Source organism: Sorangium sp. So ce119 (genome assembly GCF_051524405.1).
Lineage (GTDB): Bacteria > Myxococcota_A > Polyangia > Polyangiales > Polyangiaceae > Sorangium > Sorangium cellulosum_G.
Genome location: NZ_CP150310.1, coordinates 1,423,005 through 1,448,299 on the forward strand (window position 1 = coordinate 1,423,005; position 25,295 = coordinate 1,448,299).

At 73.8% G+C, this 25,295-nt stretch carries 15 protein-coding genes; 3 read left to right on the top strand and 12 right to left on the bottom strand.

Annotated elements, in window-relative coordinates:
* Positions 1-47: 47 nt before the first annotated feature.
* The 7 genes from WME76_RS05675 to WME76_RS05705 form a co-directional block, all read right to left on the bottom strand.
* Entirely contained in the window at positions 48-1,943 is a 1,896-nt protein-coding gene (locus WME76_RS05675; protein WP_437959170.1) for an SWIM zinc finger family protein, read from the bottom strand.
* Entirely contained in the window at positions 1,940-8,683 is a 6,744-nt protein-coding gene (locus WME76_RS05680; protein ID WP_437959171.1) for a HEAT repeat domain-containing protein, read from the bottom strand. The genes WME76_RS05675 and WME76_RS05680 overlap by 4 nt, the downstream gene beginning before the upstream one ends.
* Positions 8,680-11,481, bottom strand: a complete 2,802-nt coding sequence (locus WME76_RS05685) for a hypothetical protein (RefSeq protein ID WP_437959172.1) — start codon at positions 11,479-11,481, stop codon at positions 8,680-8,682. Before WME76_RS05685 ends, WME76_RS05680 begins: the two co-directional genes overlap by 4 nt.
* Positions 11,482-11,683: 202 nt before the next feature.
* A complete protein-coding gene (locus WME76_RS05690) occupies positions 11,684-12,583 on the bottom strand; it encodes a WGR domain-containing protein (RefSeq protein ID WP_437959173.1) in 900 nt (299 codons plus the stop codon).
* A 108-nt stretch (positions 12,584-12,691) separates the two neighbouring features.
* Positions 12,692-12,988 carry a DUF2288 family protein gene (locus WME76_RS05695; RefSeq protein ID WP_437959174.1) on the bottom strand — a complete coding sequence of 99 codons (297 nt, stop codon included), beginning with the start codon at positions 12,986-12,988 and terminating at the stop codon, positions 12,692-12,694.
* A gap of 250 nt (positions 12,989-13,238) precedes the next feature.
* On the bottom strand, positions 13,239-14,243 hold the full coding sequence (locus tag WME76_RS05700) for an alpha/beta hydrolase (protein ID WP_437959175.1): 1,005 nt from the start codon (positions 14,241-14,243) through the stop codon (positions 13,239-13,241).
* 767 nt (positions 14,244-15,010) lie between these two features.
* Positions 15,011-15,361 (bottom strand): hypothetical protein, encoded by a 351-nt coding sequence (locus WME76_RS05705; RefSeq protein ID WP_437959176.1) that lies wholly within the window; start codon positions 15,359-15,361, stop codon positions 15,011-15,013.
* Between the two features lie 260 nt (positions 15,362-15,621).
* Here WME76_RS05705 and WME76_RS05710 point away from each other — a divergent pair, with 260 nt between their 5' ends.
* Positions 15,622-16,632 carry a DNA/RNA non-specific endonuclease gene (locus WME76_RS05710; RefSeq protein WP_437959177.1) on the top strand — a complete coding sequence of 337 codons (1,011 nt, stop codon included), beginning with the start codon at positions 15,622-15,624 and terminating at the stop codon, positions 16,630-16,632.
* Positions 16,633-16,651: 19 nt separating this feature from the next.
* On the opposite strand, the gene WME76_RS05715 is transcribed toward WME76_RS05710, so the two are convergent.
* Both WME76_RS05715 and WME76_RS05720 read right to left on the bottom strand, forming a co-directional pair.
* Entirely contained in the window at positions 16,652-17,062 is a 411-nt protein-coding gene (locus tag WME76_RS05715) for a nuclease A inhibitor family protein (protein WP_437959178.1), read from the bottom strand.
* Positions 17,063-17,158: 96 nt separating this feature from the next.
* The gene (locus WME76_RS05720) at positions 17,159-20,569 is read right to left on the bottom strand and encodes a glycoside hydrolase family 97 catalytic domain-containing protein (RefSeq protein WP_437959179.1); all 3,411 of its coding nucleotides are present in this window, start codon (positions 20,567-20,569) and stop codon (positions 17,159-17,161) included.
* A gap of 435 nt (positions 20,570-21,004) precedes the next feature.
* On the opposite strand from WME76_RS05720, the gene fbaA reads away from it, so the two are divergent.
* Positions 21,005-22,078 (top strand): class II fructose-bisphosphate aldolase, encoded by a 1,074-nt coding sequence (gene fbaA / locus WME76_RS05725; RefSeq protein WP_437289851.1) that lies wholly within the window; start codon positions 21,005-21,007, stop codon positions 22,076-22,078.
* Positions 22,079-22,167: 89 nt separating this feature from the next.
* Here fbaA and WME76_RS05730 read toward each other — a convergent pair whose 3' ends face one another.
* Positions 22,168-22,581, bottom strand: coding sequence for a hypothetical protein (locus tag WME76_RS05730; protein WP_437959180.1), 414 nt, complete (start codon positions 22,579-22,581; stop codon positions 22,168-22,170).
* A 126-nt stretch (positions 22,582-22,707) separates the two neighbouring features.
* Complete coding sequence (locus WME76_RS05735; RefSeq protein WP_437959181.1) at positions 22,708-23,046, bottom strand: hypothetical protein; 339 nt, start codon at positions 23,044-23,046, stop codon at positions 22,708-22,710.
* Positions 23,047-23,481: 435 nt separating this feature from the next.
* On the opposite strand from WME76_RS05735, the gene WME76_RS05740 reads away from it, so the two are divergent.
* Entirely contained in the window at positions 23,482-23,604 is a 123-nt protein-coding gene (locus tag WME76_RS05740; RefSeq protein WP_437959182.1) for a hypothetical protein, read from the top strand.
* 165 nt (positions 23,605-23,769) lie between these two features.
* Here the strand turns inward: WME76_RS05740 and WME76_RS05745 are convergent, their stop codons facing one another.
* Positions 23,770-25,290, bottom strand: coding sequence for a phospholipase D-like domain-containing protein (locus WME76_RS05745; protein ID WP_437959183.1), 1,521 nt, complete (start codon positions 25,288-25,290; stop codon positions 23,770-23,772).
* Positions 25,291-25,295: the final 5 nt, after the last annotated feature.

A 25,295-nucleotide genomic window follows, 5' to 3' on the forward strand; every position in this document is an offset into this window, starting at 1 on the left:
TCCTGGCAACACGACGAGTATCTGACCCTTGACCTCCTCCCCCTGCTTCACGCAGACGACGCGTCGGCGTCGACGAATCCAGACGATGTTAACGCATCGAGGCGCTTGAAATACGCGTCGCGCGCTTCGCCGTCCGTGTCAAACCAAATGCGCTGGTGCCGAGGCTCCCCGCCGCGCGGGGCCCACGACAGGTGCACGACACGGTCGTCCAGCGAGACACGATAGACCACCTCGGCGCCCGAGGCCTCGCGGCGCACATACGTGCGCGTCTCGGCGCGGATGAGCGATCGGCCCTCGGCCGTCTGGCGCAGGGCGTCCTTCTCGGCGCGCTCGCGGGCGTAGGCGACGCGGAGCGCGATCATGTGCTCGCACGGCCCCTCCCGCAGCCCGCTGCGCCGGAACGTCGGGCAGCTGCACCAGGCGTCGGACACGCGGCCCTCGAGGTCCATCGTGAACCGCGGCGAGAAATCGCGGTGCGCCTCCCGGTCCGCGACCTGCCCGTGGATCTCGGTGCCCTCGCCGGCGATCTCGTGCACCTTGGTCGGCCTCACCGCGCCGGGCGCGCCCAGCAGGCGGTGCGCCGCGGCCTCGCGGGGCGAGCTGAAGCGGATCTCGCGCTCGTCGACCGGCTCGGGGAACAGCTCGCGCGGGCGGTAGACGCGGCGCGCGACGTCGTAGAGCACCCGGCCGCGCAGGCACTCGAGCTGGAGCGCCGCGCGGGCGTCCTCGGCGCTGCCGCCGGCCGCGAGGGCGGCGAGCGGGAGCGGACCGCGCTCGCGGAGCAGGGCGAGCTGCCGCCCGGCGACCGCGTCGAGCGCCGCGCGGGCGCCGCCCTCGCGCGGCATCAGCGCGTCGAACGAGGCGGCGCTGGCCCAGCTGCTGTCGGTCCAGCCCGTGAGCGCGACGGTCAGCGTCGCGCGGCCGAGATCGAGCACCCAGAAGACCGGCAGCCCGGGGCCGCGGAGCTCGGCGCGCGCGCTCCGCACGTGCGGCAGGAGGCGCGACAGCGCGAGCAGCCGCTGCCGGCCGAACGTCCGGACGACGCGCGGCGGGCCCTCGTACGGCGGGCCGTGGCCCTCGAGGAGGATCTCCCAGGGCTCCAGGATGAGGCGCGGCGGCTTGCCGGGGACGAGCTCGAAGCGCAGGCCGCGCGGGGGCTTCTTCGCCTTGCGGGTGCGGAGCACGAAGAGCGCGTTGTAGAGGTCGATCGGGGCGAGCTCGCAGGAGACCGCGGGGAGCGTGGCCGCCGACTGCACCTGGAGGAAGCCGCGGAGCCACGTCGCCGGGACCTCGAGCGAGCGCTCGATCGACGCTCCGCCCGCCCCGCGCGCGCCGGCGCCGGTCGTGCCGGCGGCGCGCGACGCGCCGGCGTCGAGCTCCACCTTCGTGTAGACGCGCAGGCGGTCGATCTGCTCGACGATGCGCGGCGAGAGATCGACGAACGCGGTGCCGTGCGCCGCCTCGCGGCCCTCGAAGAGGTCGCTGGAGAAGGCGAGCCGGGCGTAGGCGCTCTCGTCGCGCGAGAAGACCTCGATCGAGACCTCGTCCGGGTGCACCGTGAGTACCGGATCGAGCGCGCCGGACGCCTTCGCCGGCGAGCCGTCGCCCTTCCTGGCGCTCGCGGCGTCGTCGGCGAAGGCGCTCTCCAGGAAGGCCTTCTGCGCCTCCCAGATCGCCGCGGTCGCCTTCTTGCCCTGCTTCATCAGGTAGGCGAGGTACGCGGCGCGGTCCCTGCCCTTGTACCGGAGGTCGCTCTCCAGGATGGTCGCCAGCGCGGCCATGGCGTCGCGGAAGAGCGCCGCGTCGCGGAGGGTGCCGCGCACGCCGACCGGGCCGCGGGTGCTGTCGAGGGAGAGGCGCACGCTCGAGTGGAGCGGGGCAGCGGCGAGCTCGCTCGGCGCGGCGTACCGGAGGTGGATGGGGCGTGCGAGGGCCGCCGTCATGCGTTGACTCCGTCGGGGGTCTCGGGTTCTACGGGGGCGCGGGCGCTGCTCGTGCGGCGATCGACCGCCGCCTTGCGCTTCGCGCGGCGGTAAGCGCGGTACGCGGCCTTCCGCGCCGCGACGTCGGCCGCCGCCTTGTCGAACGCCATCGCGGCCAGCGCCTCGATCGCGCGCTCGCCGCCGGCGCGGCCGAGCGCCGCGATCGCGTCGAGGCGCGCCGCGGCGTCGCCGCCCGCGCCCTGCGCGAGCGAGATCAGCGGGGCGAGCGCGCCGCGCGCGAGCATCGCCGGCAGCGCGAGGCGCCTGCCCGGCTCGCTCGCGGCGAGCGCAGAGAGCGCCTCGGGCGAGGCCGCGCGCGCGGTCGCCTCGAAGGCGACAGGGTCGAAGGGACGCACCGACGCCGCGCGCGTGGCCGAGCCGTCCGGCGCCAGCGCGGCGAGCGCGGCCGCCGCGGCGGTCCGGACGCCGGCGTCCATGTCCGCCAGGGCGGCCGCGAGCGCCTCCACGGTATCCCGCGCGCCGCCTGCGGCCGCCTCGGCCGACTCGAGCGCGGCGAGCGTGCCCAGCGCGCGCGCGGCCTCGCGGCGGACGACGCCCGGGGCGCCGCTGGAGAGGAGCAGCGCGCGCAGCGCGGGCGCCATCGCGGTCGCGCCGGCGCGCGCCGCCGCCCAGAGGAGCTCGCGCCACGCGGCGGCCTCGGCGTCGCGCTCGTCGCCGTGCGCCGCCGACCAGCGCTCCGCCGTGCGCTGCGCCGCGGCGGCGAGCGCGCCGGCGAGGGCCCCGCGATCGCCCTCCACCGTGCCGGCGGCGATGAGCCGCGCGGCCTCCTGCCGCGCCGGGGCGCGCTCGTCCGCGAGCATGCGCTCGAGCGCGGCCGCCGGCAGGGGGCCACGGCGGAGCAGGCCCATGGCGAGCCGCTGCCGGAGGTCCTCGTCCTTGAGCGACGGGAGCCGCGGCAGGAGCTCGGCCGGATCCGCCTCCGCGGCGAGGTAGCTCGCCGCCGGGCTTGCGATGTCGTCGTACTCGCTGCCGACGGCGAGGAGCTCGACGCGCGTGCGCTGGTCCGGGAAGAGCTTCTCCAGCGCCTTGCGCGCGCCCTTGCGGACCTCGGCGCTCCGCGCGTCGAGCGCGCGGGCGAGCGCGGGCTCGGCCGCGGGGTCGCCGAGCAGGCCGAGCTCGTTCACCGCGACGACGCGGAGCCGGTCGGGCGTGTCACCGGCGCGCACGAGCTCCTCGAGCAGCACGCGGGCGCGCTCGCCGCCCATCCAGCGCGCGCCCCGCGCCGCCGACTCGCGGAGATCGATCGCGTCCGCGTTGAGCGCCTGCTCGACGCGCTCCGAGGCGCGCCGGCGGAGCTCGGCGCTCGCGAGCTTCGGGGCGATGCGGCCGAGCGCCTCGGTGGCGGCGGCCTGCATGCTCGGCTCGACGGGCGCATCCTTGGTCCCGCCGGCGGCCATCGCCTCGAGCTCGTCCAGCGCGCGGGCGTCGCCCAGCGTGCCGAGCGCGAGCAGCGCCCGCTCCCGCTCTCCGGGCTCGCCCGCGCGCGCGACGAGCAGGAGTGGCCGGAGCGCCGCGGCGAGGCCCCTCGCGGCCACGCCCTCCGCGGCCGGCAGCACGAGCTCGCGCGCGCCCGCGCGCAGCACCGCCTCGAGCGGCCCCGAGGGCGCGCCCCTGTCCTTCACGCGCTTCGCGTACGACGTGACGGCCGCGACGCGCGTGGGGAGGTCGCGATCCGCGAAGAGCGCGGCGAGGAGGTCGTTCTGCGCGGGATCGTCGCCGAGATCGAGCTCGCGCGCCGCGCCGAGGCGGAGCGCCGGGTCCTTCGCGCGCGCGGCGGCGGCGAGGAACCCGAGCGCGCGCGCCGCGTCGCGCTTCTCGCGCTCGCGCCCCCGGTCGACGATCTCGAGGCACGCCTTGAACGCCGCGCTCCGGACCTCGGCGGCGTCGTCGTCGAAGCGCGCCGCGAGGGCGCCCGTCGCCTCGTGGTTCCGCGTGCTCCCGAGGGCGCGCGCCAGCGCCGCGCGGTCCGCCGGCGCGGCCGCCTCGTCCATGTGCGCCGCGAGCGCGCGCACCGCCGCGTCGCTCGCGAGCGCGACGAGCGCCTCGCGGGCGCGCGTCGACGTCGCGGCCGCGGCGTCGCGCAGGAACGCCGCCAGCACGTCGACGGCGCGATCGTCGCGGCGGCGGGCGAGGAGCTCCGCCGCGCGCAGGCGGAGGTCGTCGTGGTCGCTCTCCATCGCGCGGCAGAGGGCCGGCACGATGCGGGGATCGCTCGACGACGCGAGGCGCTCCAGCACGCCGAGGCGCAGGTCGGCGTGCTCGCTGCCGAGCGCCGCGAGGAGCGGCTCGAGGCTCCCCTTCGGGCAGAGCCGCTCGAGGAGCTCGAAGGCGTAGCGGCGCACGTCGGGCAGCGGCGAGCTCAGCGCGCGGACGATCTCGGGGCGGGCGTCCTCGCCGCGCGCCGCGATCTCGTCGAGCGCCGCGCGCGCCACGTCGGCGGACGCGGACGCGAGCCCGAGCGCGAGCGGCTCGCGCGCCCCTGCCGGGAAGAGCGCCTTGAGCCCGGCGAAGGCCGCCTTGCGGACGAGGTGGTGCGGGTCGTCGAGCGCCCGGACGAGCGGCGGGATCGCCGCCGTGCTGCTGACGTGCCCCCTCACGCAGACGTCGACGATCCGGTCGATGGCGTCCCGGCGGGTGCGGTGCGCCTCGTCGTCGCCCGGCGCGACCTGCCGGAGGAGCCCCATGTACGCGCCGAACGCGAGCCAGCGCAGCCGCCGCTGCTCGCCCTCCGGGACAGCGTCGGCGCCCGCCTTGTCGCCCTGCTTCTGACCGGGCTGCGCGAAGAGGCGGCGGAGCCACCCCTTCCTGGGCGCCGTGTCGGTGTCCTCGGACGCGCGCGGCGTCGTGTCCGCCATGACGGGCGCGCCCGCGGGGCGCAGCGCGGCCACCCGCTTCGCCTCGCGGAAGTACTCGACGGGCTTGCGCCGGAGGCGGAGCACCTGCGCGGCCGCGTAGCGCTGCTCCGGGTTGTCGCTGGCGAGCGCCTCGGCGAGGCCGACGAGGATACGGCCGCGCGCGACCTCGGGCGGCCACTCCTTCATGCCGGAGGGCTTCTCGCCGTCGGCCGCGCGGTCGCGGTCGGCCTGCGCGGCGGCGTCGGGGCGCGGCGGCATCAGCGCCTCGATGAGGTGGGCGAGGTACGCCTCCGGGTCGGCGCGGAGCTCCAGCGCGCGCGCCGCGGCGAAGCGCACGTCGGAGCGCTGCGACGAGAGCGCGCTGGTCAGGAGATCCGGCGGATCGCCGCGGCGGAAGGCCCTCAGGTCGCGCGCCAGCACGATCGCGAAGACGATCTCCTGGACCTCGCGCGCGCTGTCCTCGAGGCCCTGCAGCATGCCCCCGTAGCCCTCGGGCCCGAGCGCCGCGAACGACATGATGGTCGCGACGCGGATGGGCGGGTGCTCGTGGCGCAGCGTGCCCGTGAGCACCGGCAGCGCGCGCACGTCGCCGAGGCGCGCGAGCCCGTCGGCGGCCCACGAGCGCACCGCGACGTCGGCGTGGCCCATGGCGTCGAGCAGGTAGCCCTCCTCGCCGCGGCGGGCGGCCATCGCCAGCCCGCGCGCCGCCTGCTCGCGCACGTCGGGATAGTCGTCCTTGAGCAGCTCGGTGGCGAAGTACTTGACGAGGCGCGGCGAGCCGAGCGTCGCCAGCGCGGTCGCGGCGCGGGCGCGCAGGGGGCCGAGGATCTGGATCGGCAGCTCTTTGAAGAGCGACTTGTCGGCGAGGAGCGCCCGCATCGGGTTCACGAGCTGCTCGTCGCGCCGCGCGGCGCAGAGCTCGGCCGCGCGCACCCTCAGATCGAGGTGGCTCGACTGGAGACCGATGTGGAGCGGCCCCGCCTCGCCGGGCAGGAGCTTGTCGAGCGCCTCGATCGCGGCGGTACGCGGCCCCGCGTGGTCGTCCTCGAGCAGCCGGATGAGGGCGCTGCGCGCGGCCTCGCTCACCGGCGCGTGCGTGGCCCCGCGCGCGCTGCTCTCCCGGACCGATGCGTGGATCGACGCCATGGCGGCGAGGTGCGGCTCCACGGCGGCCTTGCCGCGGAGCTTCACGACCGCGTCGTACGCGGCTTGCGCGACGCCGGCGTCGCGGTCGCCGATCGCCGCGTGCAGCCGCTCCGCGGCCCACGGCGCTTCGCCGTGCGCCTTGAGCTCCTCGACGGCGCGCAGGCGCAGATCGGGGAAGCGCGCGAGCTGGGCGCGGTCGAGCGCCTTCTGCGGGTCCGAGGTGTGCCACGACCAGAGCGTCCGGAACGCCTCGCCGCGGACCTTGGGCGACTCGTCCTCGATCGCGTCGGCGAGCAGCGCCTCGGCCTCGGGGGGCCGCGGGCCCTTGCCCTCGCCGGCGAGCGCCACGAGCCGGTCGAGCCCGCGGACGCGGATGTCCTCCTGCGAGGAGCGGAGCGACGCCTCGGCCACGGCGAGCGGGGCCGACGACTCGAGCCGCGCGTAGGCGTCGAGCGCGGCGGCGCGCACCGACCCGTCCGCGTCGTCGAGCATCCAGATGAGCCGCTTCTCGGCGCGCGTATCCCTGAGCTCGGCGAGCGCGGTCGCCGCCTGCCGGCGCAGCGACGGATCCTGCTCGCGCGTGAGCTGCAGCAGCGCGCCGAGGGCGCGCGTGTCGCCGAGCTGCGCGAGCCCGCGGGCGCCGCGCACCGCCGTGTCCGGCGTGCGGCACGCGACGGCCGCGAGCAGCGGCTCGAGGTCGGCCTCGGCGGGCTCGGCCCCGGGGCTCCCCACCCCGGGGATCCGGGCGCGCGTGGCCTGGAGGAGCGCCTCGTCGGCCGCCTTCGCCTTGGCCTTCGCCTCGGGCGCGGGCTGCTCGTCGCCGCCGGCGCTGGCGCGCCGCAGCACCTCGGCCGCGCGCCGGGCGATGTCGAGCGCCGCGCGGCCGAGATCCTCGTCGCGCGCCTCGAGCGCGTGGGCGAGCGCCCGCCGCTCCAGCACCTTCGCCGCGAAGGCGATGCGGCGCACCTCGGCGTCGTCGTCGTCGAGCGCGCGCGCCGCGATCGGCGCGAACGCCGGCAGCGAGAGCCAGCCCCTCAGCGCGGCGCGGACGAGCGCCTCGACCCGGAGGTCGGCCGGGCCGCGCTCGAACGCGGCCCGGAGCGGCTCCGGGCCGTCCGGGTGGAGCTTCTGGAGCTGGTCGAGCGCCGTGAGCCGCACCGACGCGTCGCGGGCGGCGAGCTTGTCGGCGATGAGCCCCGGGATGAGCGGCGAGCTGCCGTGGAGCTTGCCGATCTCGACGAGCGCCCGGCGCTGCACGTCCGCGGCGCGCGCCTCGAGGCCTGCCCGGAGCGGGGTGAGCGGCGCGTCGCGCTCGATCGCGCGGAGCGCCTCGAGCGCGGCCAGGCGGACGGTCGCGTGCTCGTCGTCGAGCGCCTCGCGGAGCTTCACGCGCGCGCCGCGGCGCGCGTGCGCCCCGAGCTCGCGGGCGGCGAGCGCGCGCACCTCGGCGTCGCGGTCCGACCGGAGCGCGCGCAGCGCGGCCTCGAGCGCCTCGGGCTCGTCGAGCGCCGCGAGCGTCTTGACGGCGCTCTCGCGCGCCGGCCGCGCCCCGGAGAGCGCCTGGGCGAGGACATCGAAGCCGTGCGCGAGCTCGACGGCGCCGTCCGCGGGCGCGCCGGTCGCGTCGATCGGGAAGCGCCACACCGTGCGCCGGTCCCCCGCGGCGAGGACGGCGCCGAGCCCGTCCTTCGCGTCCGTGGCGCCGCGCCCGGCGTGCCCTCGCGATCCTTTGCGCGCGGAGCCGCCGTCCGCGGGCGGCGCGAGCGCGAGCGCGTGGAGCGGCAGCGCGCTCGTCTCCAGCGTGCGCGGCTTGCGCCGGTCCTCGAGCCGGTGGATGCGGATCGCGCCGTCCACGCCCGCGGACACCAGGCGGTCGCCGGCCTCCTTGCCGTCCTCCTGCGGCGGCGGGGTGGGGAGGCACAGGAGCGCGCGGACCCCGCCCGCGTGTCCGCTCCCGTCCGCGCCCCGGACCTCGCACTCCACGTCGCCGACGAGGTACCAGAGGCGCACGGTGCCGTCGTCGCCGCCCGACGCGAGCCGCCCGTCGCGCGGCGTGAACGCGAGCGCCGCGACCGGCCCCTCGTGGCCGGGCATGTCGCGCTGCGCGCCGGTCGACAGCGTGATCACGCGGACGATGCCGTCGTCGCCCGCGGCCGCGACCAGCTCGCCGGCAGGATCGAAGGCGACGGCGCGGAGCGGCGCTGTCGAGAGCGCGAAGGACGAGACCTCGACGGCGGTCCCCGGCGGCGGTGCAGGGGATCCGGCGCCCCCGCCGACGCGCCAGACGCGCAGCGCGCCGTCGACGCCCACGGTCGCGAGGCGCGCGCCGTCCGGCGCCGCCGCGACCGCCGTGACGCCGCCCGGGTGCGCGTCGATCGCCCGCGCCTCGGCCCCGGCGCCCGCGACGAGCCGCAGCGCGCCGTCGGAGCAGGCCGCGGCGAGCAGGTCGCCCGCGAACGCGAGCCCCAGCACGTGCGCCGGCACGTCGATCGAGCGCACCGGCTTGTTCGCCGCGTGATCGAACAGCGTCACCTGGCTCGCGCCGGCGGGAGATCGCGCGGCAGACGTCCCGCGCGCGCCGCCTCCGCTCGCCGGCGCGCGCACCCCGCCGACGGCGAGGAGACGCGGGCCGACCGCGAGCGCGCGGACCTTCTCGTAGTGGCCGATCGCGTGGCTCATGCGCGCTCCTGTCCGACGCTGGGGGCGGCGAGCCCCTCGATCTCGAGCCCCGGGTGCGCGCGCCGGAGGTGCAGGAGCGCCGCCAGGCACGCCTGCCACTCGCCCTTCGCGATCGATCCGGTGAACTCGGCGATGACGGGGGCGACGAGCGCCGCGAACGCGGCGTCCTCGACCGCGAGGTCGCGCACGATCTCGATCACGCGCCGCTTGGCTTCGCTCGCGGAGAGGCGCCGCCGCGGGCCCGCGCCGTCGCCTGGATCGGGCGAGCGCCCCGCGGGGATGCCGGAGAGCACGTACCGCAGGAAGCGCCGGAGCGCCTCGACGTCCTCGAACCGCCCTGCGTCCTCCGGCGGCTCCGTCGTCGGGCCGGCCTCCCCGCGCGCCGCGCGCGGCCGCCAGCCCGGCGGCAGATCGCGCGGCCGGTGCTTCTCCCAGAGCATGCGCACCGCGAAGAGGCGCACCTCGCGGTCGGCGCTCTGCATCAGCCAGCCGAGGCGCTCCGGGCCGCCGAGGCGCGCGTAGTGCTTCAGGATGAGCGACAGGCCGAGCTCGCGCGCGCTCTTCTTCAGGCTCTCCGTCAGCGCGAAGACCTGCGCTGGATCGAGCTCCTCGACCGTGAGCGTCATCGCCGGATCGGCCGACGGATCGCCGGCCTTGCGGAGCGCGTCGAAGGCGATGTTGCGCACCTCCTTCGCGTCGCTGTGGGCGAGCTCGTAGACGCGGGTCTGGTAGCCCCACGCCCGGAGCTCCGCGCGCGTGACGAGCGCGGCGAAGCGCCGGACGTCCTCGCGCGGGTCGAGGAGCGCGGGCCAGATCCGCTCGGCGGTGAACGCCGCGCGCTTCAGCGCGGGCTTGAGCTCGAGCTCCTTGGCCTCGCTCTGCTCCGGCCCGAGGACCGGGTGGTGGCAGCGCAGGTAGGTCTGCGCGAACGCGCGCATCGGCTCGGGCTCCTTCTCGCCGAGCGCGAGCGCGAACAGCTTCGCGGTGCCCGCCTCGCGGTCGCCGCGGCCGCTCGGGTCCTGCCCCGGGTCGAAGTCCTGCGGCTTCATGTACGCGAGGAGGTACCGGCGCGCGAAGCCGTTCAGCGTGGGATCGGCGCGCCGCGCGAGCGCGAGCAGCCAGGGGAGGGTGAGCTGCCGCGGCGTCACGATCTTCGGGTTGCCGAGCACCTCCAGCGCGACAGCGCGCGTCTCGGCGCTGAAGACGAGCCCCTTCAGGCGCTCCACGCTCTCGGCCGTCAGGTCGGGCAGGGCGTCGGCCTTCTGGAGCCAGGTCGCGACGGTGCGCCCGATGCTCTTCCGCGTGAGCGCGTCGAGCAGCCACGGCGTCCCGATCGCCGCGACCGGGTACTTGCCGAGCGCGTCCAGCGCGGTCTCCGTCGCGCGGTCGTCCTCCTCGTGGCGCGGGTCGTCGAGCACGCGCACCCAGAACCCCGTCCCGAGCTCGCCGGGGCGGTACCTGGCCTTGAAGTGCGCGGCCGCCCACCGCTTCTGCGCGGGCTCGCCGTAGATCATGTCGATGAGGAAGCGCTCGGGCAGCTCCGCGCGGTCGAAGCTCTCGCTCAGCGCCTTGGCGGCCCAGGCCTCGGTCTCGCCGCGCGTGAGCAGCCGCCCCAGGAGCTCGTGGCCGAGCGCGCGCGGGCTCCTGCCCTGCAGCGCCGCCGCCGCGAACGCGCGCGTGTCCTTGTGCGCGGAGGCGAGCAGGCCGGCGAGGCGCTCCGGGTCGAGATCCGCCGCGTGGGCGCGGGCGTACTCGATCGCGAACGCGCGCGCCTTGGGGCTCGGAGAGTCGAGCAGCGCGAGCGCGGCGTCGTGCAGCCCGAGGCCCCGCAGCTTGCTCTGGTGGAGCTCCGGCGAGCCGAGCAGCGTCTCGATCAGGAAGTCGTGCGCGCTCGCGAGCGGCCGGAAGGCGAGTCGCGCGAGCCACGCGGGCGTGACGCTCCGCAGCGCCTCGGGGAAGTCCTTCCTGAGCCCCTGGATCGCGAACCTGGCCGGCGGATCGGCCTCGCAGGTCGAGAGGAGGAGCATCAGCGGGTCGGGCGATCGCCTCCACGCCTCGTCGAAGGCGCGGTGCTTCACCATGTCGCTCGGCGGGACGCCGCCGTGGAACGAGCGCCCGTCGTACTTGCCCGCGCGGTGCGCCCAGACGTGGTTCGCGACCCAGAGGTCGCCGAACCTCGTGTCCGGCGTGTAGTGGCGGAGCACCTCGACCGCGAACTGCGGGTAGAGCTCTGGCACGCTGCGGCCGAGCTCGCGGAGGAAGCGCCACGCGCGGCGTCGCATGTAGATGAGCGTCCCGCGGGAGACCTCGCGCCGCCCGCCGCGCGCCACCTCGGTGTCGAAGCGGAACGCGAGCGCCCCGAAGAGCACCGCGTCGAGGCGCGCCTCGGCCAGCTTGTAGATGCGCTTGAGCCCGCCCCACGCGCCGAAGACAAGCGGCGCGCTCGTGGCGACGTCGCACAGCGCGCTGCGCCCCGCGTCCGTGCCCTCCTCGTAGATGCGCACGAGCAGGTCGGCGAGCTCGAGCCGCGGCGGCGGGGCGGGGTCGAGCTGCGCGAGGAAGCGCTTCCACGCGTCGGTGGCCCGCTCGCGCCGCTGCTCGGGGGTGCGCATGCCCTGCGCGCTCGAGAGCAGCCCCAGGAACGCCGGGAAGGTCAGCGCGCCCTCGCGGGGCGGCGCCTCCGGGGTGGGCTCCGGCTGATCGAGGTAGGCCTCGATGGTCTCGGCGAGGGAAGGTGATCCGCTCGCGGCGAGCTGCTTGACGTTCGCGATGTCGATCGGGTTCGGTGAGCTCGCCAAGGCGCCTCCCGCGGCGGATGGCCTGAGAGAATCGCGATCTCAGCAGAACAGGTCAAGCAGAGTCGCTCGGGTCACGGCGGAAGCATCCCCTCGCGTGGCGTATCTACGTGTCGCTCATTCGCCCACGTCCGCGCCCGAGGAGACGCCGCGCCGCGCACCTGCCTGGCGCGGCGTCTCCTCGGGCGCGCGCTCGGCGGTCAGCTCACGCCGCGCGCATCCGCTGAACGCGCCGCGCGATGTGCGGGTCGCCGCCCGCGTCGAGGCTCGCGAGGTAGTCCTTCAGCGACCGCCCGCTGCGGGCGAGGTGCGCCTCGAGGTGCGGCGAGAGCGCCTTCCAGCGCAGCGTCCATCCGGCCTCCGCGCTCATCGAGCCGTGGTGCGGCCGATCCACGAGCAGCGCGCCGAGCCGGAGGCCGAGCTCCGGGTCGCCGAGCTCCTCGAGCTGCCGCTTCAGGAGGGCGAGCGCTCCGGCTGCCGGCGAGGTCGCGGGCGGGGCCTTCCAGGTCTCGCCCACCGCGCGCGCGAACGCCGCGGCGTCGAGCTCCGAGAGCAGCTCGATCGCGCGCACGAGCGGCAGCCGGTCGGGCGCGTTCGGCGCGACGACGCGGGCCATGAGCGCGTCCAGCGCGGCCGACAGCGCCATGTCGGTCGCGGGGTCGAGCCCGCCGAGCGCCTCGAGCGCGCGCCGGGCGCGGCGGACAGCGCGACCGAGGGCCCAGCTCCGCCGGCCGCGCGCCGCCGCGAGCGCCGCGAGCGCGTGGACAGCGGCCTTTCGCTGCGCCTCCGTGGCCTCGCCGCGCCGCACGCGCGGCGGCAGATCGAGCTTCGGCGGCGGGGGCGCGGCCTGCTCGGCGCTGGCCGCGGGCGCGTTGCCGGCGGGCGCGCCGCCAGAGGCGGCGGCCACTTCCTGGTAGCCCTCCCTGAGCTTCTCGGCGACCTTCTTCTCGAGCTCGCGCGACGCCGCGTCCGCCGTGGGGAACGCCTTCTCCTTGCGCTGGCCGGCGGTGCCGAGCCGGCCGTAGACGACGATGAACGTCCTGTCGTCCACGTCGGCCATCCAGAACTTGGCGCTCGTTCCCTGCACGAACTCGAACCGGCGCATGCTGGCGACGATATCACGACGCGGCAGCGGCGCGCCCCCGCGCTGCTGCGTGCGCGCCCGAACGAGCGGGGCGCGCGCTCGTGCGGGGGCCGAGATGGTCGGACAGCCTCAGGAGAGCGGCGGCGCGGGCGGCCGGCGCACCAGCACGTAGGGGGCGACCACGAGCGACAGGAAGCGCAGCTCGATCTGGAGGGGCCAGCGCGCGAGGTCCTCGGCCGTGGGCTTGGTCAGCTTGCCGCTCGCGATCCAGGCCTGGACCGCGGCCGCGTCGTTCGAGGCCACGGCCTCGCCCACGTCCAGGAGATCGAGATCGGCGTCGACGAGGATGACCGCATCGCGCGCTGCGTGGGCGCGGAGGTCGGTCCAGAAGACCTCCCCGAGCGTGTTGGCGAGCCGTTCGCGCATGGGCGCAGCATAGACCCCGGGCGGCGGCCGCCAAGGTGGCGACGCGCCGCTCGGTCCGGCGAGGGCAGCGGCCGCCTGCCTCGGCGGTCCAGGCGGCGCGACGGCAGCCCGCGTCGCCCGCGCGGCGCGGGGCAGGTGGCCGCTCGCCTCGCGCGGGCCGAGCCGATCTTGATTCTTCTTATCGAGGAGGTCGAGGTGCCGCGCGCCGAGGCGCGCGGCGCAGGGCTGGCCGGGTGAGCGGCGCGGGGCTCTACCAGCCCATGTTGTGGTGAATCCAGCAGTCGATCTGCTCCCAGCCGGCCGGCGCGCCGAAGTGGCCGTTCAGGATGTGGCCGGTGTCGGGGACGATCGCGGTCGTGACGCTCTCGGCGCTGGTGTAGAGGGCCGCGTCGGAGTCCACATACGCCGCCGGCTGCAGCTCGTCCGTCTCTCCGAACTGGATGAGCACCGGGCTCGTCACGCCCTCGATCCCGGACAGCGAGGGGTTCCCGGAGACCGCGAGCAGGCTCAGGAACTGACCCCGCGTGTACGTGTCGGCGATCGTGGCGTTGTCGAAGTCGATCACCGCAGGATCCGCGTTCGCGGCGTCGTAGAAGACGTCGGTGCGGATCTCCGTCGGGATCGCGATATAGGGGGTCTGCAGCAGCGCGGAGATCGCCTCGGGGGGCACCGGGATCGGGTGAGGCGTGAAGGCGAAGCCGGTGTTGACGAGGACATCCGCGTCATTGTAGGTGCTCTGAACGTACGTGCTGATGATGGCGCCGTTCGAGTGGCCGACGAGGGCGATCTTCCGGAAAGGCGTCTTGAAGACCCCTCCGCTGGTACGCATCTCCGTGATGACCTGATGCACGCTCTCGGCGGTCTCGGCGAGGTCGAGGAAGTCGCCGTCCGGCCGGCTGCTCTCTCCGGCGCCGAGCACGTCGAGCGCGAGGACGGCATACCCCTCCTTGGCCATGTACTCGGCATAGGAGTATTTGCGTCCGCCGAACGACGGGATGTCCCAGTACTCGTGCGTGTAGGTGAGGCCGTGGACAAGCACCTGGAGCGGGCGGTGCTTGTAGCTGCCGCGATAGTAGAGGTAGCCGACGACGTCGTACGTGTTGCCATCGGAGAGGGTCACCGGGAAGACGAGGCGCTCGACCTTCGTGGGCTGGTGCTTCGACGAGGACGCCTCGGCCTGGCTCGCGGGGAGCGCGGTGGCCGCGAGCGTCGCCGAGAAGAGAACCGTGCTGAGTGTGCGAGAATACAGATTCATCACTTGACCCTCATGGTTGCGGTAGGTGATTGGAGGTGAGGCAACGGCTCTCGAGGTGCGATGCGCGTGGCCTCTTCGCCCCAGCACCGCTTCACAGTGTTCGCAAGCATCGGACCAGTAAGTATAGACATCATTTGAAACAGCGCACGTTCGCGGCGCGCGGCCGAATCACGGCACCCGGGAATGCTCTTGGCCTCCAGCGCGCCATCCGTGTGAACGATCGGACCCGCGCAGACCGTCGCGCAGCGTGGACGCTCCGCGAATCGTTGCGTTGTGCCGCAATGGTTTGCGTAGATGGAACGCCGGATGCCGCAGCCGCCCGCGTGGATCCCCGGACAGCCGCGCTCGTTGCATTGCTGTGATGGTGTCAAAATCTCGCTGCGCTTCACGACGCCTTGCGATCCATCATCGCAAGCAGCCGTCACCGCAGCCCGGACATGCGCTCGTGTATCAACGTGCGATTTTCACGGTCGAGCTGTACTCGTGGCCCCGGCGTTGGTCGCGTCCCGGCGGGCGGTCCCGGCGAGCCGCGGCGCGGCGCGGGCGCGTCGCCTCGGCTTCCCGGCGCGCACCAGGCGCCGAGCAAGGAGCAAGGGCGATGCCGCTCGGAAGCTCGCTTCGCCGCCGATGCTGGGGATCACGATCGGCCCGAGCTCCTCCGGCTCACAGCCGCTCACGATCGAGCATTCGTATTGCAGCGTCTCTTTCCCGGCGGTCGCGTCGAGCGCCTCGATCGTGAGGGAGATCCACCGGCCGCCCCAGTAAACTCAGCGCTTCTCGAGGCGCACGTCCAGCCGGAAGCACGCCGGCAGGTTCAGCCCGCGTACGTACCGGGCGACCTGCTCGCGTAGCTGCTCGCGGCGGCGGATGTCTTCCTCCGTGTCAGGGCGATCCTTGTCGTCGTTGCCGGGCCGCGGCCGGTTCGGGTCGTCGTCCCCCCAGAGGTCGTCATCGACCGTCATGGGAATGCCGCTGTAGAACACCGCCCTTCCCCCGAGCTTCCAGCCCCGGCCCAGGTCGACCGCGGCGGCCATGTCGAGCACGTGGCGGCGATCGAAGGCGGAGTCGAAGCTCTCCCGGCCGACATGGCGGACCGCGCGCGAGAGGGTGTAGGACACGAACCCGCCCAGCCGCCTGGACAGGCTGCGATGCGCGTAGATCTCCAGCCCGTGGGGGCCGCCGGTCGCGCGCAGCTCCGCCCGCCGACGAGCGCCGTGCCGCGGCCGTCGGCCCAGGGCGCCTCGACCAGGGCGCCCGCGTCGAACAGGCGGATGTTGCCCTCGCCGTGGAACAGGCGCGCCGGCTCCCTCCGCCCTGGCGACGTCGCGCTGGACGATCGTGCCATCGCTGCCGTAGGTAGAGGGCTGGACGCGCTGACGTGGCCTCGAAGAAGCGAAAACGCAGGTCCTGGGGTGCCCAGGCGCTCATCGCGCTCGCCGTGACCGGGCTCAGCGCAGCGGGGGTCAAGTGCGGCCTCGAGCGCGGGCTCAAGGAGCTCGGCCTGGACCACGGCGAGGATCGCCCCTCCAGGCCGTCGCCCTCGCCCGGCCGGTCGTCCAGCAGCCCCCCGCCGGCGAAGAGCGCCCCCCCGAAGGGGGCGCCCACCGCGCGGCCGCCCGCGCTGAGCGTCCACCTCGAGCTCGGCGTGCCGGCCCGCACAGGAGCCCGGGCCGCGCGGACCGAGGCGGGGGCGTCCGACGATCACCTGATGATCAAGCCCCAGTACGCCCTCTCCTACAACCGGTCGAAGAACGTGGCGAACTGGGTGAGCTGGCGGCTCGACGCGGCCTCGTTCGGCGACGCACCCCGGCATCGGGGGAAGTTCCTCGCGGACAGCGCGCTGCCGGACGGATGGTACCGCGTGCAGCACGACGACTACACCGGCTCGGGCTTCGATCGCGGCCACATGGTCCGCTCCGAGGAGCGCACGCGGACCCCCGACGACAACAAGGCGACGTTCCTCCTCACCAACATCCTGCCGCAGCGGCACGACCTCAACGCCGGTCCGTGGCTCCGGCTCGAGGACGCGTGCCAGGAGCTCGCGCAGAAGGAGCGGCGCGTGCTGTTCGTGATCTCCGGCGGCCTCTTCGATGAGCGCGGGCCCTCGCCGACGATCGGCAAGGGCGTCGCCGTGCCGGACGCCTTCTTCAAGATCGCCGTGGTCCTCGAGCCGGGGCAGGGGCCGGAGGACATCGGGCCGTCGACGCGGATCATCGCGGCGGTGATGCCGAACGCGACAGGGATCCTGGAGGAGGGCTGGGGGCAGTACCGGACGACGGTCGATGAGATCGAGCGGCGCGCGGGCTACGACGTCCTGACGGCCGTCCCCGAGGCGGTGCAGCGAGCGCTCGAGGCGCGCACCGACGACGGGCCCACCGGCGGCCGCTGAGCGGCGCGCCCTCCGTCGCTCACGTCTCGACGACCTTCGTCTTCACGCCGATCCACGCGCCCGACGGGTGCCGGCCGAGAGCGTAGACGTCGATCGCGACGCGCCCCACGCGGTAGACACGGAGGTCGGTCAGCTCGCGCTCCAGCAGGTCCACGAGGCGCCGGTACCGCGCCGCCTCGGTCTGCGCCGCCTCGCCCGACTCCTCGGGCGGAGCGAGCACGGGCGCGAAGAAGTCGCCCACGGTCGTGACCTCGACCGCCGTGTCCGCGGCGAGCTCCTCGGCCGCGAGCAGCGCGGCCGGCGAGGACGCATCGACGTCCCACCGGGTCGGGTGGAGAGGGTGATCGGACTCGCTGGGGAACAGCAGGCCCTGCGCGGCCTCCTGCAGGGAGGCGAGGAGCTCTTCAGGCGACGCGGGTTGGGCCTGCATGCGGGATCTCCGGGCGGGCTGCACGGGCGAGCCCGTGCCTGCTGTGAGGTGGTTGTTTTGTCGTGAAGCTGGACGATGGTTCCACCGCGGCGCGGGTCATTCCACCGTGAAGCCGAAGGTGTACGGCGCCTGCATGGGCACGCTGTCCGCGCCGAGGGCGCTCTTCACCTGGGAGACCATCACCTCGTAGGCGCCCGGCGCGAGCGGCTCCGCCGGCGTGAAGATCAGGCTGCCCGGCGCGATCTCGTCCACGGCGCCGGCGACCGGCTCGCCGTCGCGCGCCACCTGCACCGCGGCGTCGTAGCCGCCCGCGTCCGGCGGATCGACGTCGCGCGAGAAGCTGATCTCGATCGCGGGCGACCCGGCCACGATGGTCCCATCCGCCGGGGCGGTGCCGGCCACCAGCGGATCGCGCCAGGTCCGGATCCCCTTCTGCGTGTCGGGGATCGAGCCGTCGTCCCACGCCGTGGAGGTGTCGTCGACGACCTGCCCGCTGCTGCCGATCGGGATCGAGACGGCCCGGTTGTTCGTGCCGGTGATGCTGCCCCACCACTCCACGCGCTCCCAGGTGCCGCGGGCGTACTTGTACTGGAGCTCCGTCCCCTCCGGGATGTCGACCGTGGTCTGCCAGAGCCCGCCGCCCGTGTGCGTCATCGCGACGAGGCCCGGGTTCCACGGGCCGAGCGCGTCGATGCTGCCGGGCACGTAGATCGCGGACATGGCCGGCGTCTCGAGCGGCGCCGAGACGCGGAACGTCACGGCCACCGTCCGGGGGGTCGCCGCCTGGACGATCTCGTTCGACGCCGGCGACTCGGTGCCGTCCGCGTAGACGGCCCGGACGATGTAGGAATAGGTCTGGTTGGCGGTGAGGCCGGTGTCCGAGAACGTCGTGAGGGCGCCGTCCACCTCCGCGTGCGCCGCGTCGCCGTACAGCCCGCCCGGGAGGTGCCGGTACACGCGGTAGGCGACCGCCTCGGGCACGGGCTCCCAGGCGAGCTCGATGGTGTCGGCGCTCGTGCCCGTGGCGCGAAGGTCGGCCGGCGCGTCGACCGGCGGGACGACCGTCACGAGCACCGGCGCCGCGTCGCCGACGGCCACGCTGACCTCGCCGAGCTGGGAGATCTGGATCTCGAAGGCCACCGTGACCGTCGCGTCGGCGTTGATCCGCACGAGGCGCGCGTCGACCGGGGTGCCCTCCACCGTGATGCCGATCGTCTCGCCGCCGACGAGGTTCCCGGTGTTGGTCACCTCGGCCGTCACCAGGACGAAGTCGCCCTGCGCGACCTGCGCCGGCACCGTGACGCTCTCGACCGTGTAGCTCGGCGGCCGGTAGTCCTCGACGCTCGCCGTGTCGTCCGGCGTCGCCGGGCGGATGCGGACGGCCTGGCCGCCGCTCGACTCCATGGCCGCGATCAGCGTGTCGGCGGACGTGACCAGGAACCGGCTGCGGGCGACCAGCTCGGGGCGCGTGTCGTAGTCGGCCTCGGCGTCGTCCGTGTACGTCTCGGCGACGAACGACCCCTCGCCGAGGAAATCGAGCGGGATCCGGAGCGCCCGGGCGGTGCCGTCCGTGCCGCTCCCGAGGTACCACGCGCTGTCGCTCCGGCGCGCGATCGTCATGTGCTCGCCGATCGAGGCGTTCAGCACGCGGGTCTCGTCCCAGGTCACCGGCACCTGCTCGATGAACGCGAACTCGGGGCGCCCCTCGTAGTGCTCGGGGATGTCGGTCACCATCTGGAGCCCGCTCAGCAGGATGACGTAGAGCGCGAGCTGGTGCGCGCGCGTCGTGTGCACCCGGGCGGGCGGGTTCCCGGCAAAGGGGCTCTCGGGGATCTTCTCCGGCGCCCAGAGGACCTCGAAGATCCCGGGGTTGTAGTCGACCGGGCCCCCGAGCATCCGGGTGAACGGCAGCGTCAGCGTGTGCGAGGCGGGGTTGCCGTCGCTCCAGGCCTCGTACTCCATGCCGCGCAGCCCCTCGCGGCTCATGAAGTTGGGATACGTGCGCTCCTCGCCCGTGGGCTTGATGGGCTCGTGCGCGTCGACCATGATCTGGTGCTCCGCGGCCCGCCTCGCCACCTCGGCGTAATGGTTCACCATGCGCTGGCTGTAATGGTGATAGCCCGGGATGTTCCCGACATACCCCGTCTTGATGGCGTGGATGCCGAGCGATTCGTACAGCGTGAACGCCTCGTCGAGCTGGGCCTCGAAGCCATCGACGTTGGCGCCTGTCTCGATGTGGGCGACGAAGCCGACACCGCGCTCCGCCCCGTACGCGACGACCTCCTCGAGATCGAAGCGGTCGTTGGACGCGGTGTAATCCATGTCGGTCCACGCGCCGTCCCAGCCCTGGTTCCAGCCCTCGGCGAGCACGAACGGGATCCCGTGCTCGCCCGCGAAGTCCATGGTGCGTTGCGTGTTCTCGGTGGTGGCGCCGACGTGCTCGCCGGGCTCCCACGTCGACAGTCCCTTGTGGATCTCCCACCAGACGCCCATGTACTTGCCCGGCCGCAGCCACGACAGATCGCCGTCGCAGATGGCGCACGGATCGTTGAGGTTGAGGATCAGGTGCGACTCGAGGAGGCGCCCGGCGCCGGTGCCGATGGTCAGCGTGCGCCACGGCGTCTCGAAGGGCAGCGCGACCCGCGCCTTGACGGCGGTGCTCTCCAGGCCGCTCCGCGCCGGAACGAGCGCGCTCCGGAACGCGTGGGGGACGCCCGGCAGCGCCTCCAGGGTCATGGCGGCGTAATCGTCGAGATCGGCCTCGTGCAGCGCCACATAGAGGTCCTCCGCCAGCTGGACCGTCATGGGCGTATTGGCGTTGGCGACCGTGCTGAGGGCGCCCCGGTTGTACAGCGACTCGTCGCCCTCGAAATCGGCGCGCGTCCACCAGGTGGTGCCGTCCGAGGCGAAGCGAAACTCGGTGTCCTCGGAGGTGATCGTGAGCTCGCCGAGGCCGTCCTGCTCCGGGATGACGTAGCGGAGGCCCAGCCCGTCGTCGAAGACGCGGAAGACGACGTCGAGGCGCCTCGCCGGGGCGTCCGATTCGAGGTGGACCGTGAGCTCGTTGTAATGCTCGCGAATCTCGGAGGCGGCGCCCCACACCGGGTTCCATGTCGAATCCTCGGTCCGACGATCGGCGCCGGCGACGCGCACGCCGCGGCCGAGCGGCCCGAGGTCGCCGAGGTCGAGGCCGAGCGCGGAGTCGGCAAGGATGGCCCTGCCCGCGCGCTCGACCGAATAGGAGGGCACGCCGTCCTGCACGTCGAACGTCACGACGATCTCGCCGCCCGGAGACGTGACACGCTGCTCCGCGCCTGGCTCCCCACCGCCGCCGCCGAGGCCACCTGCGCCGCCGCCGAGGCCACCACCGCCGCCTGCGCCGTCGCCACCCAAACCACCTTCGCCGCCGAGGCCGCCTGCGCCGCCGAGGCCGCCGCCTCCGGCGTTCTGACCGCCCCCGGTGCCAGCGGGAGGACTGTGCTCGTCGTCACCACAGCCGGCTGTCAACGGGAAGAGCGACGCGACCAGGCCGAGCCAGGCGACCCGAGTGCGAACCCTTTTCGCGATCGTTGAGCATTCGATGGTCATGGGGCGTCCGTGCGACATGGCGTACCTCCCGGGCGGCGTCAATCGTGTGCCGCCCGCTTGGGCGATGTTAACTTGTTGAATCTACAATGGTTTTGTGCTGCCAGGACCCCGCCGCACAGGTTGCGCTTGACATCTCAGGGACGTTTCGGAGCTGCCTCTTCCCGGAGCGCATGATCGGCGGTGACGCGACGCTTCAATCTGCCTGCTTGCGAACGGGAGAATCCGCTTGCTCCCGGGGCTTTGGCGATGGTACCGGACGCGCCTGCCCCTGGTGGCCGATCCACCCTTCCGCTTTCCGTTGCCGCGTTGCATGCTCGGCGGAAACCCGAGCAAGGAACAAGGATTCAAACTGCCATGTCCAAGATGAAGCTCAAGCCCGGCGTGATCACTGGTTCCGCTCTTCAGGAACTGTTCGAGTACATGAAGAGCGTCGAGTGCGCGCTGCCGGCCGTGAACGTGATCGGCTCGCACAGCACGACCGCCGCCCTCCAGGCGGCCAGGGAGGCCAAGAGCCCCATCATCATCCAGTTCTCGAACGGCGGCGCCCACTTCTTCGCCGGCAAGTTCCTGGACAACAAGGGCGAGAAGGCCGCCGTCGCGGGCGCGATCGCGGGCGCGCACTACGTGCGGAACCTGGCCGAGGCCTACGGCGTGCCGGTCATCCTGCACACGGACCACGCCGCGAAGAAGCTGCTGCCGTGGGTCGACGGCATGCTGGAGTACGGCAAGAAGTTCTTCGAGAAGAACGGAGAGCCCCTGTTCTCCTCGCACATGCTCGATCTCTCCGAGGAGCCGCTCCACGAGAACCTCGAGATCTGCCAGAAGTACCTGCGGCAGATGGCGGCCCTCAAGATGACGCTCGAGATCGAGCTCGGCGTCACGGGTGGCGAGGAGGACGGCGTCGACAACAGCGGCATCGACAATTCCAAGCTGTACACCCAGCCGGCCGAGGTCCTCGCGGCCTACGACGCGCTGAAGCCGATCGGCAACTTCACGGTCGCCGCCTCGTTCGGCAACACGCACGGCGTCTACAAGCCGGGCAACGTGCAGCTCCGCCCGCCCATCCTCAAGAACTCGCAGGACGCGATCCAGAAGGAGCGCAAGACGGGCGCGAAGCCGGTCGACTTCGTGTTCCACGGCGGCTCCGGCTCGACGCGCGAGGAGATCCGCGAGGCGGTGTCCTACGGCGTCATCAAGATGAACATCGACACGGACACGCAGTGGGCCTTCACGCAGCCCATCAAGAAGTACATGGACGACAAGGGCGCCTACCTGAAGTCGCAGCTCGGCAACCCCGAGGGCGAGGACAAGCCCAACAAGAAGTACATCGACCCGCGCGGCTGGCTCCACCTCGGCGAGAAGGGCGTGGCAGCGCGCCTCGTCGAGGCGTGCAAGGACCTGAACTCGTTCGACAAGTTCGACTTCTGATCACGGCGAGAGCGCCGGCCCGCCCCTCCGGGCGGCGCCGGCGCGACCCGCTCCCGCGCGCGAGCTGCCTTGCCGCTCGCGGCGCTGGCTCACGAAGGCGACGAGTGCGCGGCGTGAAGCGAGCGGGCCGCCGCCGTCGCCGCGCGGCGGCGACGGGGGAGCCGGGAGAGCGGCAGTCCGAAGAGCCCGAAGGCGGTGAGCTCGATGCCGAGCACGGGCAGAAACGAGAACCCCGCGAGCTCGCTGGCGAGGAGCTGCACGAGGGCGATCGGGAACGCGACCGTCAGCAGCGCTGTCCGGTAGGGAATGCCGTGCAGCAGCGCGAGCAGCACGCCGACGATCCCGGCGGTCAGGCAGCCGTCGACGCCGGGGAGCAGCGCGAGCGCGCTCGGGGTGCGCTGCGCGGCGCGCAGCCACAGCAGGGCGCCGCCCACCAGCAGGACAAGCGCGATCGGCAGATTGCCGGAGGAGCGGAGCGTCGTCTTCTGGGTTTGCAAAGCCATGATCCGGCCCGAGAGCACGGCTTGTGCCGGCGGCGGATCCCGGCGCCCACGGCCGACGGGCGCGCCGCCTGACGCAGGGGTTGCGCGGCGGCGCATGCGCTGCGCGTGCCGCGCGACGGGGCGCCGTCAGGGCGCAGGAGGGCCGCCCGGCGGCTCGGTGGGGCGCTCGCCGGGGCGTCCCGGCTCGAAGGGCGCGAGCCTGATGCCGAGGTTCAGGAGCTTCACGCAATCCTGGTCGCACGTGGGCCGCCCGCCGGGGAGCCGCGAGCACCGTGCGACCTCGACGTGCTCCTCCGAGCGCCCGTCGGTGACCAGCAGGCACCGCACCGGGGAACCGGTCCGCGGACACACCAGGGTGACCTCCGAGACGCGGTGATGCCGCCGGGCGAGCAGACGTCTCGTGGAGACGACCAGCGCGAGGGCGCCCCCGCCGGCCGCCAGCAGCATGATGAGCCAGTCTGCCATGGTAAACCCCCCTTCCGAGGACCGCGGCAAAGGGCGCGCCATCGGGAGCGCCGAGAGAGGGGCAGGCGCGCGGGAGACACGGCCATCGCAGGTGCAGCGCGTGCGTCTCCGGCGCAGAGCATGCGCGGCTGGAGCTCGACCAGCCGCTGGCGCCCGGGCCTGGCGCGGACACGCCGTGAGAGAAGAACGGGTGGAGGCGCATGCCATGGGTGGAAGATCCATGCCGTTTGCGGCCCGGACGGCTTGCCCGGGCTCTGCCGCGGTTGGCTCTCGTCTGGCTTGGTGATTGCAGTCGCACCTCGCATCGGCCGAGGGCCGGGGGAGGAGGACGCGATGTGTAGTCGTCTGGATGCACCGGAGCGGTTGGCGTGGCTGGAGGTCGAGGGCGATGGCGTCGGGCCGCGGCAGGTGCGCTGTCCGCGGAAGGAAGATGAGATGACCGACACCCACGCGTGCTTCGCCTGCAAGCGCTTCGGGACGCTCGCGATCCACCCGACCGGGAAGAAGGTCTATGTCGTGTGCGAGCCGTTCGCCGAGACGCCGGGCGAAGACGCGTAGCGACGCGCCTGGTACACGGCGTCTCCGCCCCTCCACATCTGCAACGGAGGCGTGGGGCCCGGCGACCACTTCGCCAAGACGCTGGCGGAGGCATACCCCACCGCGACCCTCTGGCTCGTCCGCGACGCCGGGCGACCGAGCGGACCGGACGATCGTCGCCGCGGGCTATCTCCTGTCGTCGCGGTGGCTCACGAGCCGCCGCCACAGGGCGCCGAGGCCGTGGGCGAAGATCGTGCGGTCGTCCTCCTCGTCCTCGATGGCGTCCGGATCGAACGGCAACGCCTGCGGATCGACGACCGCCAGGGCCGCGCGCTGCGTCTCGTCCGGAGACGGGTGGATCCGGAGCCGCCCGTCGCGCCGGATCGCGCGGTCGTCGAGCTCGGCTACCAGATCCGCTCCGCAGGAGAGATCGTCGACCCCGAGGTGCTCGGCCATCAGGCCGAGCCTCGCCGCGCAGATCGAGCGGCCGAGCGCGTCGCCTGGATCGTCCGTCTCGAAGGACGCGTTGAGCTCGGTGTCCACAGCGCAGCTCCGGTTCGTGAGGTTGGCCGAGCCCACGGTGAAGAAGCGGTCGTCGACGATCATCACCTTGGAGTGGATGTAGGTGGCGCGCGGGGGCTCGCCCTCGCCCTCGTGGGCCGGTACCGTGTAATAGATGCCGAGCGCGTGGCCGGTCCCCTCCGCCGCCTTGCGGAGGTCGTCGATGACCTTGGCCTGCGCGAGCCCGACCGCGACCTCTTCTTTCATCGTCTCGGCGCGCATGTTGAGCACGACGACGACCTGCAGCGGGGAGCCGCCGGCCCGGCGCAGGCGCTGGATCAGGGCCTCGCTCACCTCGCGCGAGCTGAAGTACTGGGTCTCGATGTAGATCGACCGCTCGGCGCGGGCGATCGCGTCGAGGTAGAGGTCGCATATCTCGCGGCAGCCCTCCGTTCCGGTGGGGGCGCCGCGCGGGTCCGTCCGGCTCAGCGCCACCCGCCCGGAGGCGAGCGGGACCGCGCTCTCCGGCGCGTGGTCGTCGCCGAACGTCGCGCCCTCGGCCGCGGGGAGCTCGATCGGCTCACCGCAGGCGGCGCTCCAGCGCGCCGTGAAGAGGTCCGCGAGGCTCTCGCTCACCTCGCGGCCGTGGAGGTAGGCCTGTACGTCGTGAAAGGGCTTGTGCGGCTCGCCGCGGCTGAGGCGGAGCGGGTTCTTCTCCAGGTGGCGCCGCGTGTCCCAGCGATCGTTGCAGAGGTCGAGCCCCCCGAGGAACGAGAGCTCGCCGTCGATGACGGCGAACTTCTGGTGATGACAGCCCTTGTCGACATGGTTGCTGTCGAAGCGGAAGCGCAGCCGCTCGCTCGTCGTCCACTCGAAGACGATCTTCTGGAGCCACTCGCGCTCGATCGCGAAGACCACGTGGAAGTCCCATGCGAGGATGTAGATCTGGAGCTCGGGCGTGCGCGCGCAGAGGCTGTCCAGGAACTTGAGCAGCGTGACCGGCGCGGGCGCGCCCTCCGCGTCCTCCCCGCGGAGCAGGCAGGCGTCGCTGTCGAACTGCCAGCCCGAGAGCAGGATGTAACGACGCGCCCGTCGCGCCGCATCGTAGAAGGCACGGTAGTAATCGGAGCCGTCGATGAGCAGCCCGGCGTTTCGCACCGGCCGCTCGCACCAGACGTTCCGACCCGGGGAGAGGATGCGCGGCATGCTCC

Bases quoted from the DNA above. Each gene is read 5' to 3' on its own strand.
- WME76_RS05690 (WP_437959173.1), bottom strand. From the start codon at position 12,583: ATGCGCCGGTTCGAGTTCGTGCAGGGAACGAGCGCCAAGTTCTGGATG.
- WME76_RS05675 (WP_437959170.1), bottom strand. From the start codon at position 1,943: ATGACGGCGGCCCTCGCACGCCCCATCCACCTCCGGTACGCCGCGCCG.
- WME76_RS05735 (WP_437959181.1), bottom strand. From the start codon at position 23,046: ATGGCAGACTGGCTCATCATGCTGCTGGCGGCCGGCGGGGGCGCCCTC.
- fbaA (WP_437289851.1), top strand. From the start codon at position 21,005: ATGTCCAAGATGAAGCTCAAGCCCGGCGTGATCACTGGTTCCGCTCTT.
- WME76_RS05700 (WP_437959175.1), bottom strand. From the start codon at position 14,243: ATGAATCTGTATTCTCGCACACTCAGCACGGTTCTCTTCTCGGCGACG.
- WME76_RS05680 (WP_437959171.1), bottom strand. From the start codon at position 8,683: ATGAGCCACGCGATCGGCCACTACGAGAAGGTCCGCGCGCTCGCGGTC.
- WME76_RS05730 (WP_437959180.1), bottom strand. From the start codon at position 22,581: ATGGCTTTGCAAACCCAGAAGACGACGCTCCGCTCCTCCGGCAATCTG.
- WME76_RS05715 (WP_437959178.1), bottom strand. From the start codon at position 17,062: ATGCAGGCCCAACCCGCGTCGCCTGAAGAGCTCCTCGCCTCCCTGCAG.
- WME76_RS05695 (WP_437959174.1), bottom strand. From the start codon at position 12,988: ATGCGCGAACGGCTCGCCAACACGCTCGGGGAGGTCTTCTGGACCGAC.
- WME76_RS05745 (WP_437959183.1), bottom strand. From the start codon at position 25,290: ATGCCGCGCATCCTCTCCCCGGGTCGGAACGTCTGGTGCGAGCGGCCG.
- WME76_RS05740 (WP_437959182.1), top strand. From the start codon at position 23,482: ATGACCGACACCCACGCGTGCTTCGCCTGCAAGCGCTTCGGGACGCTC.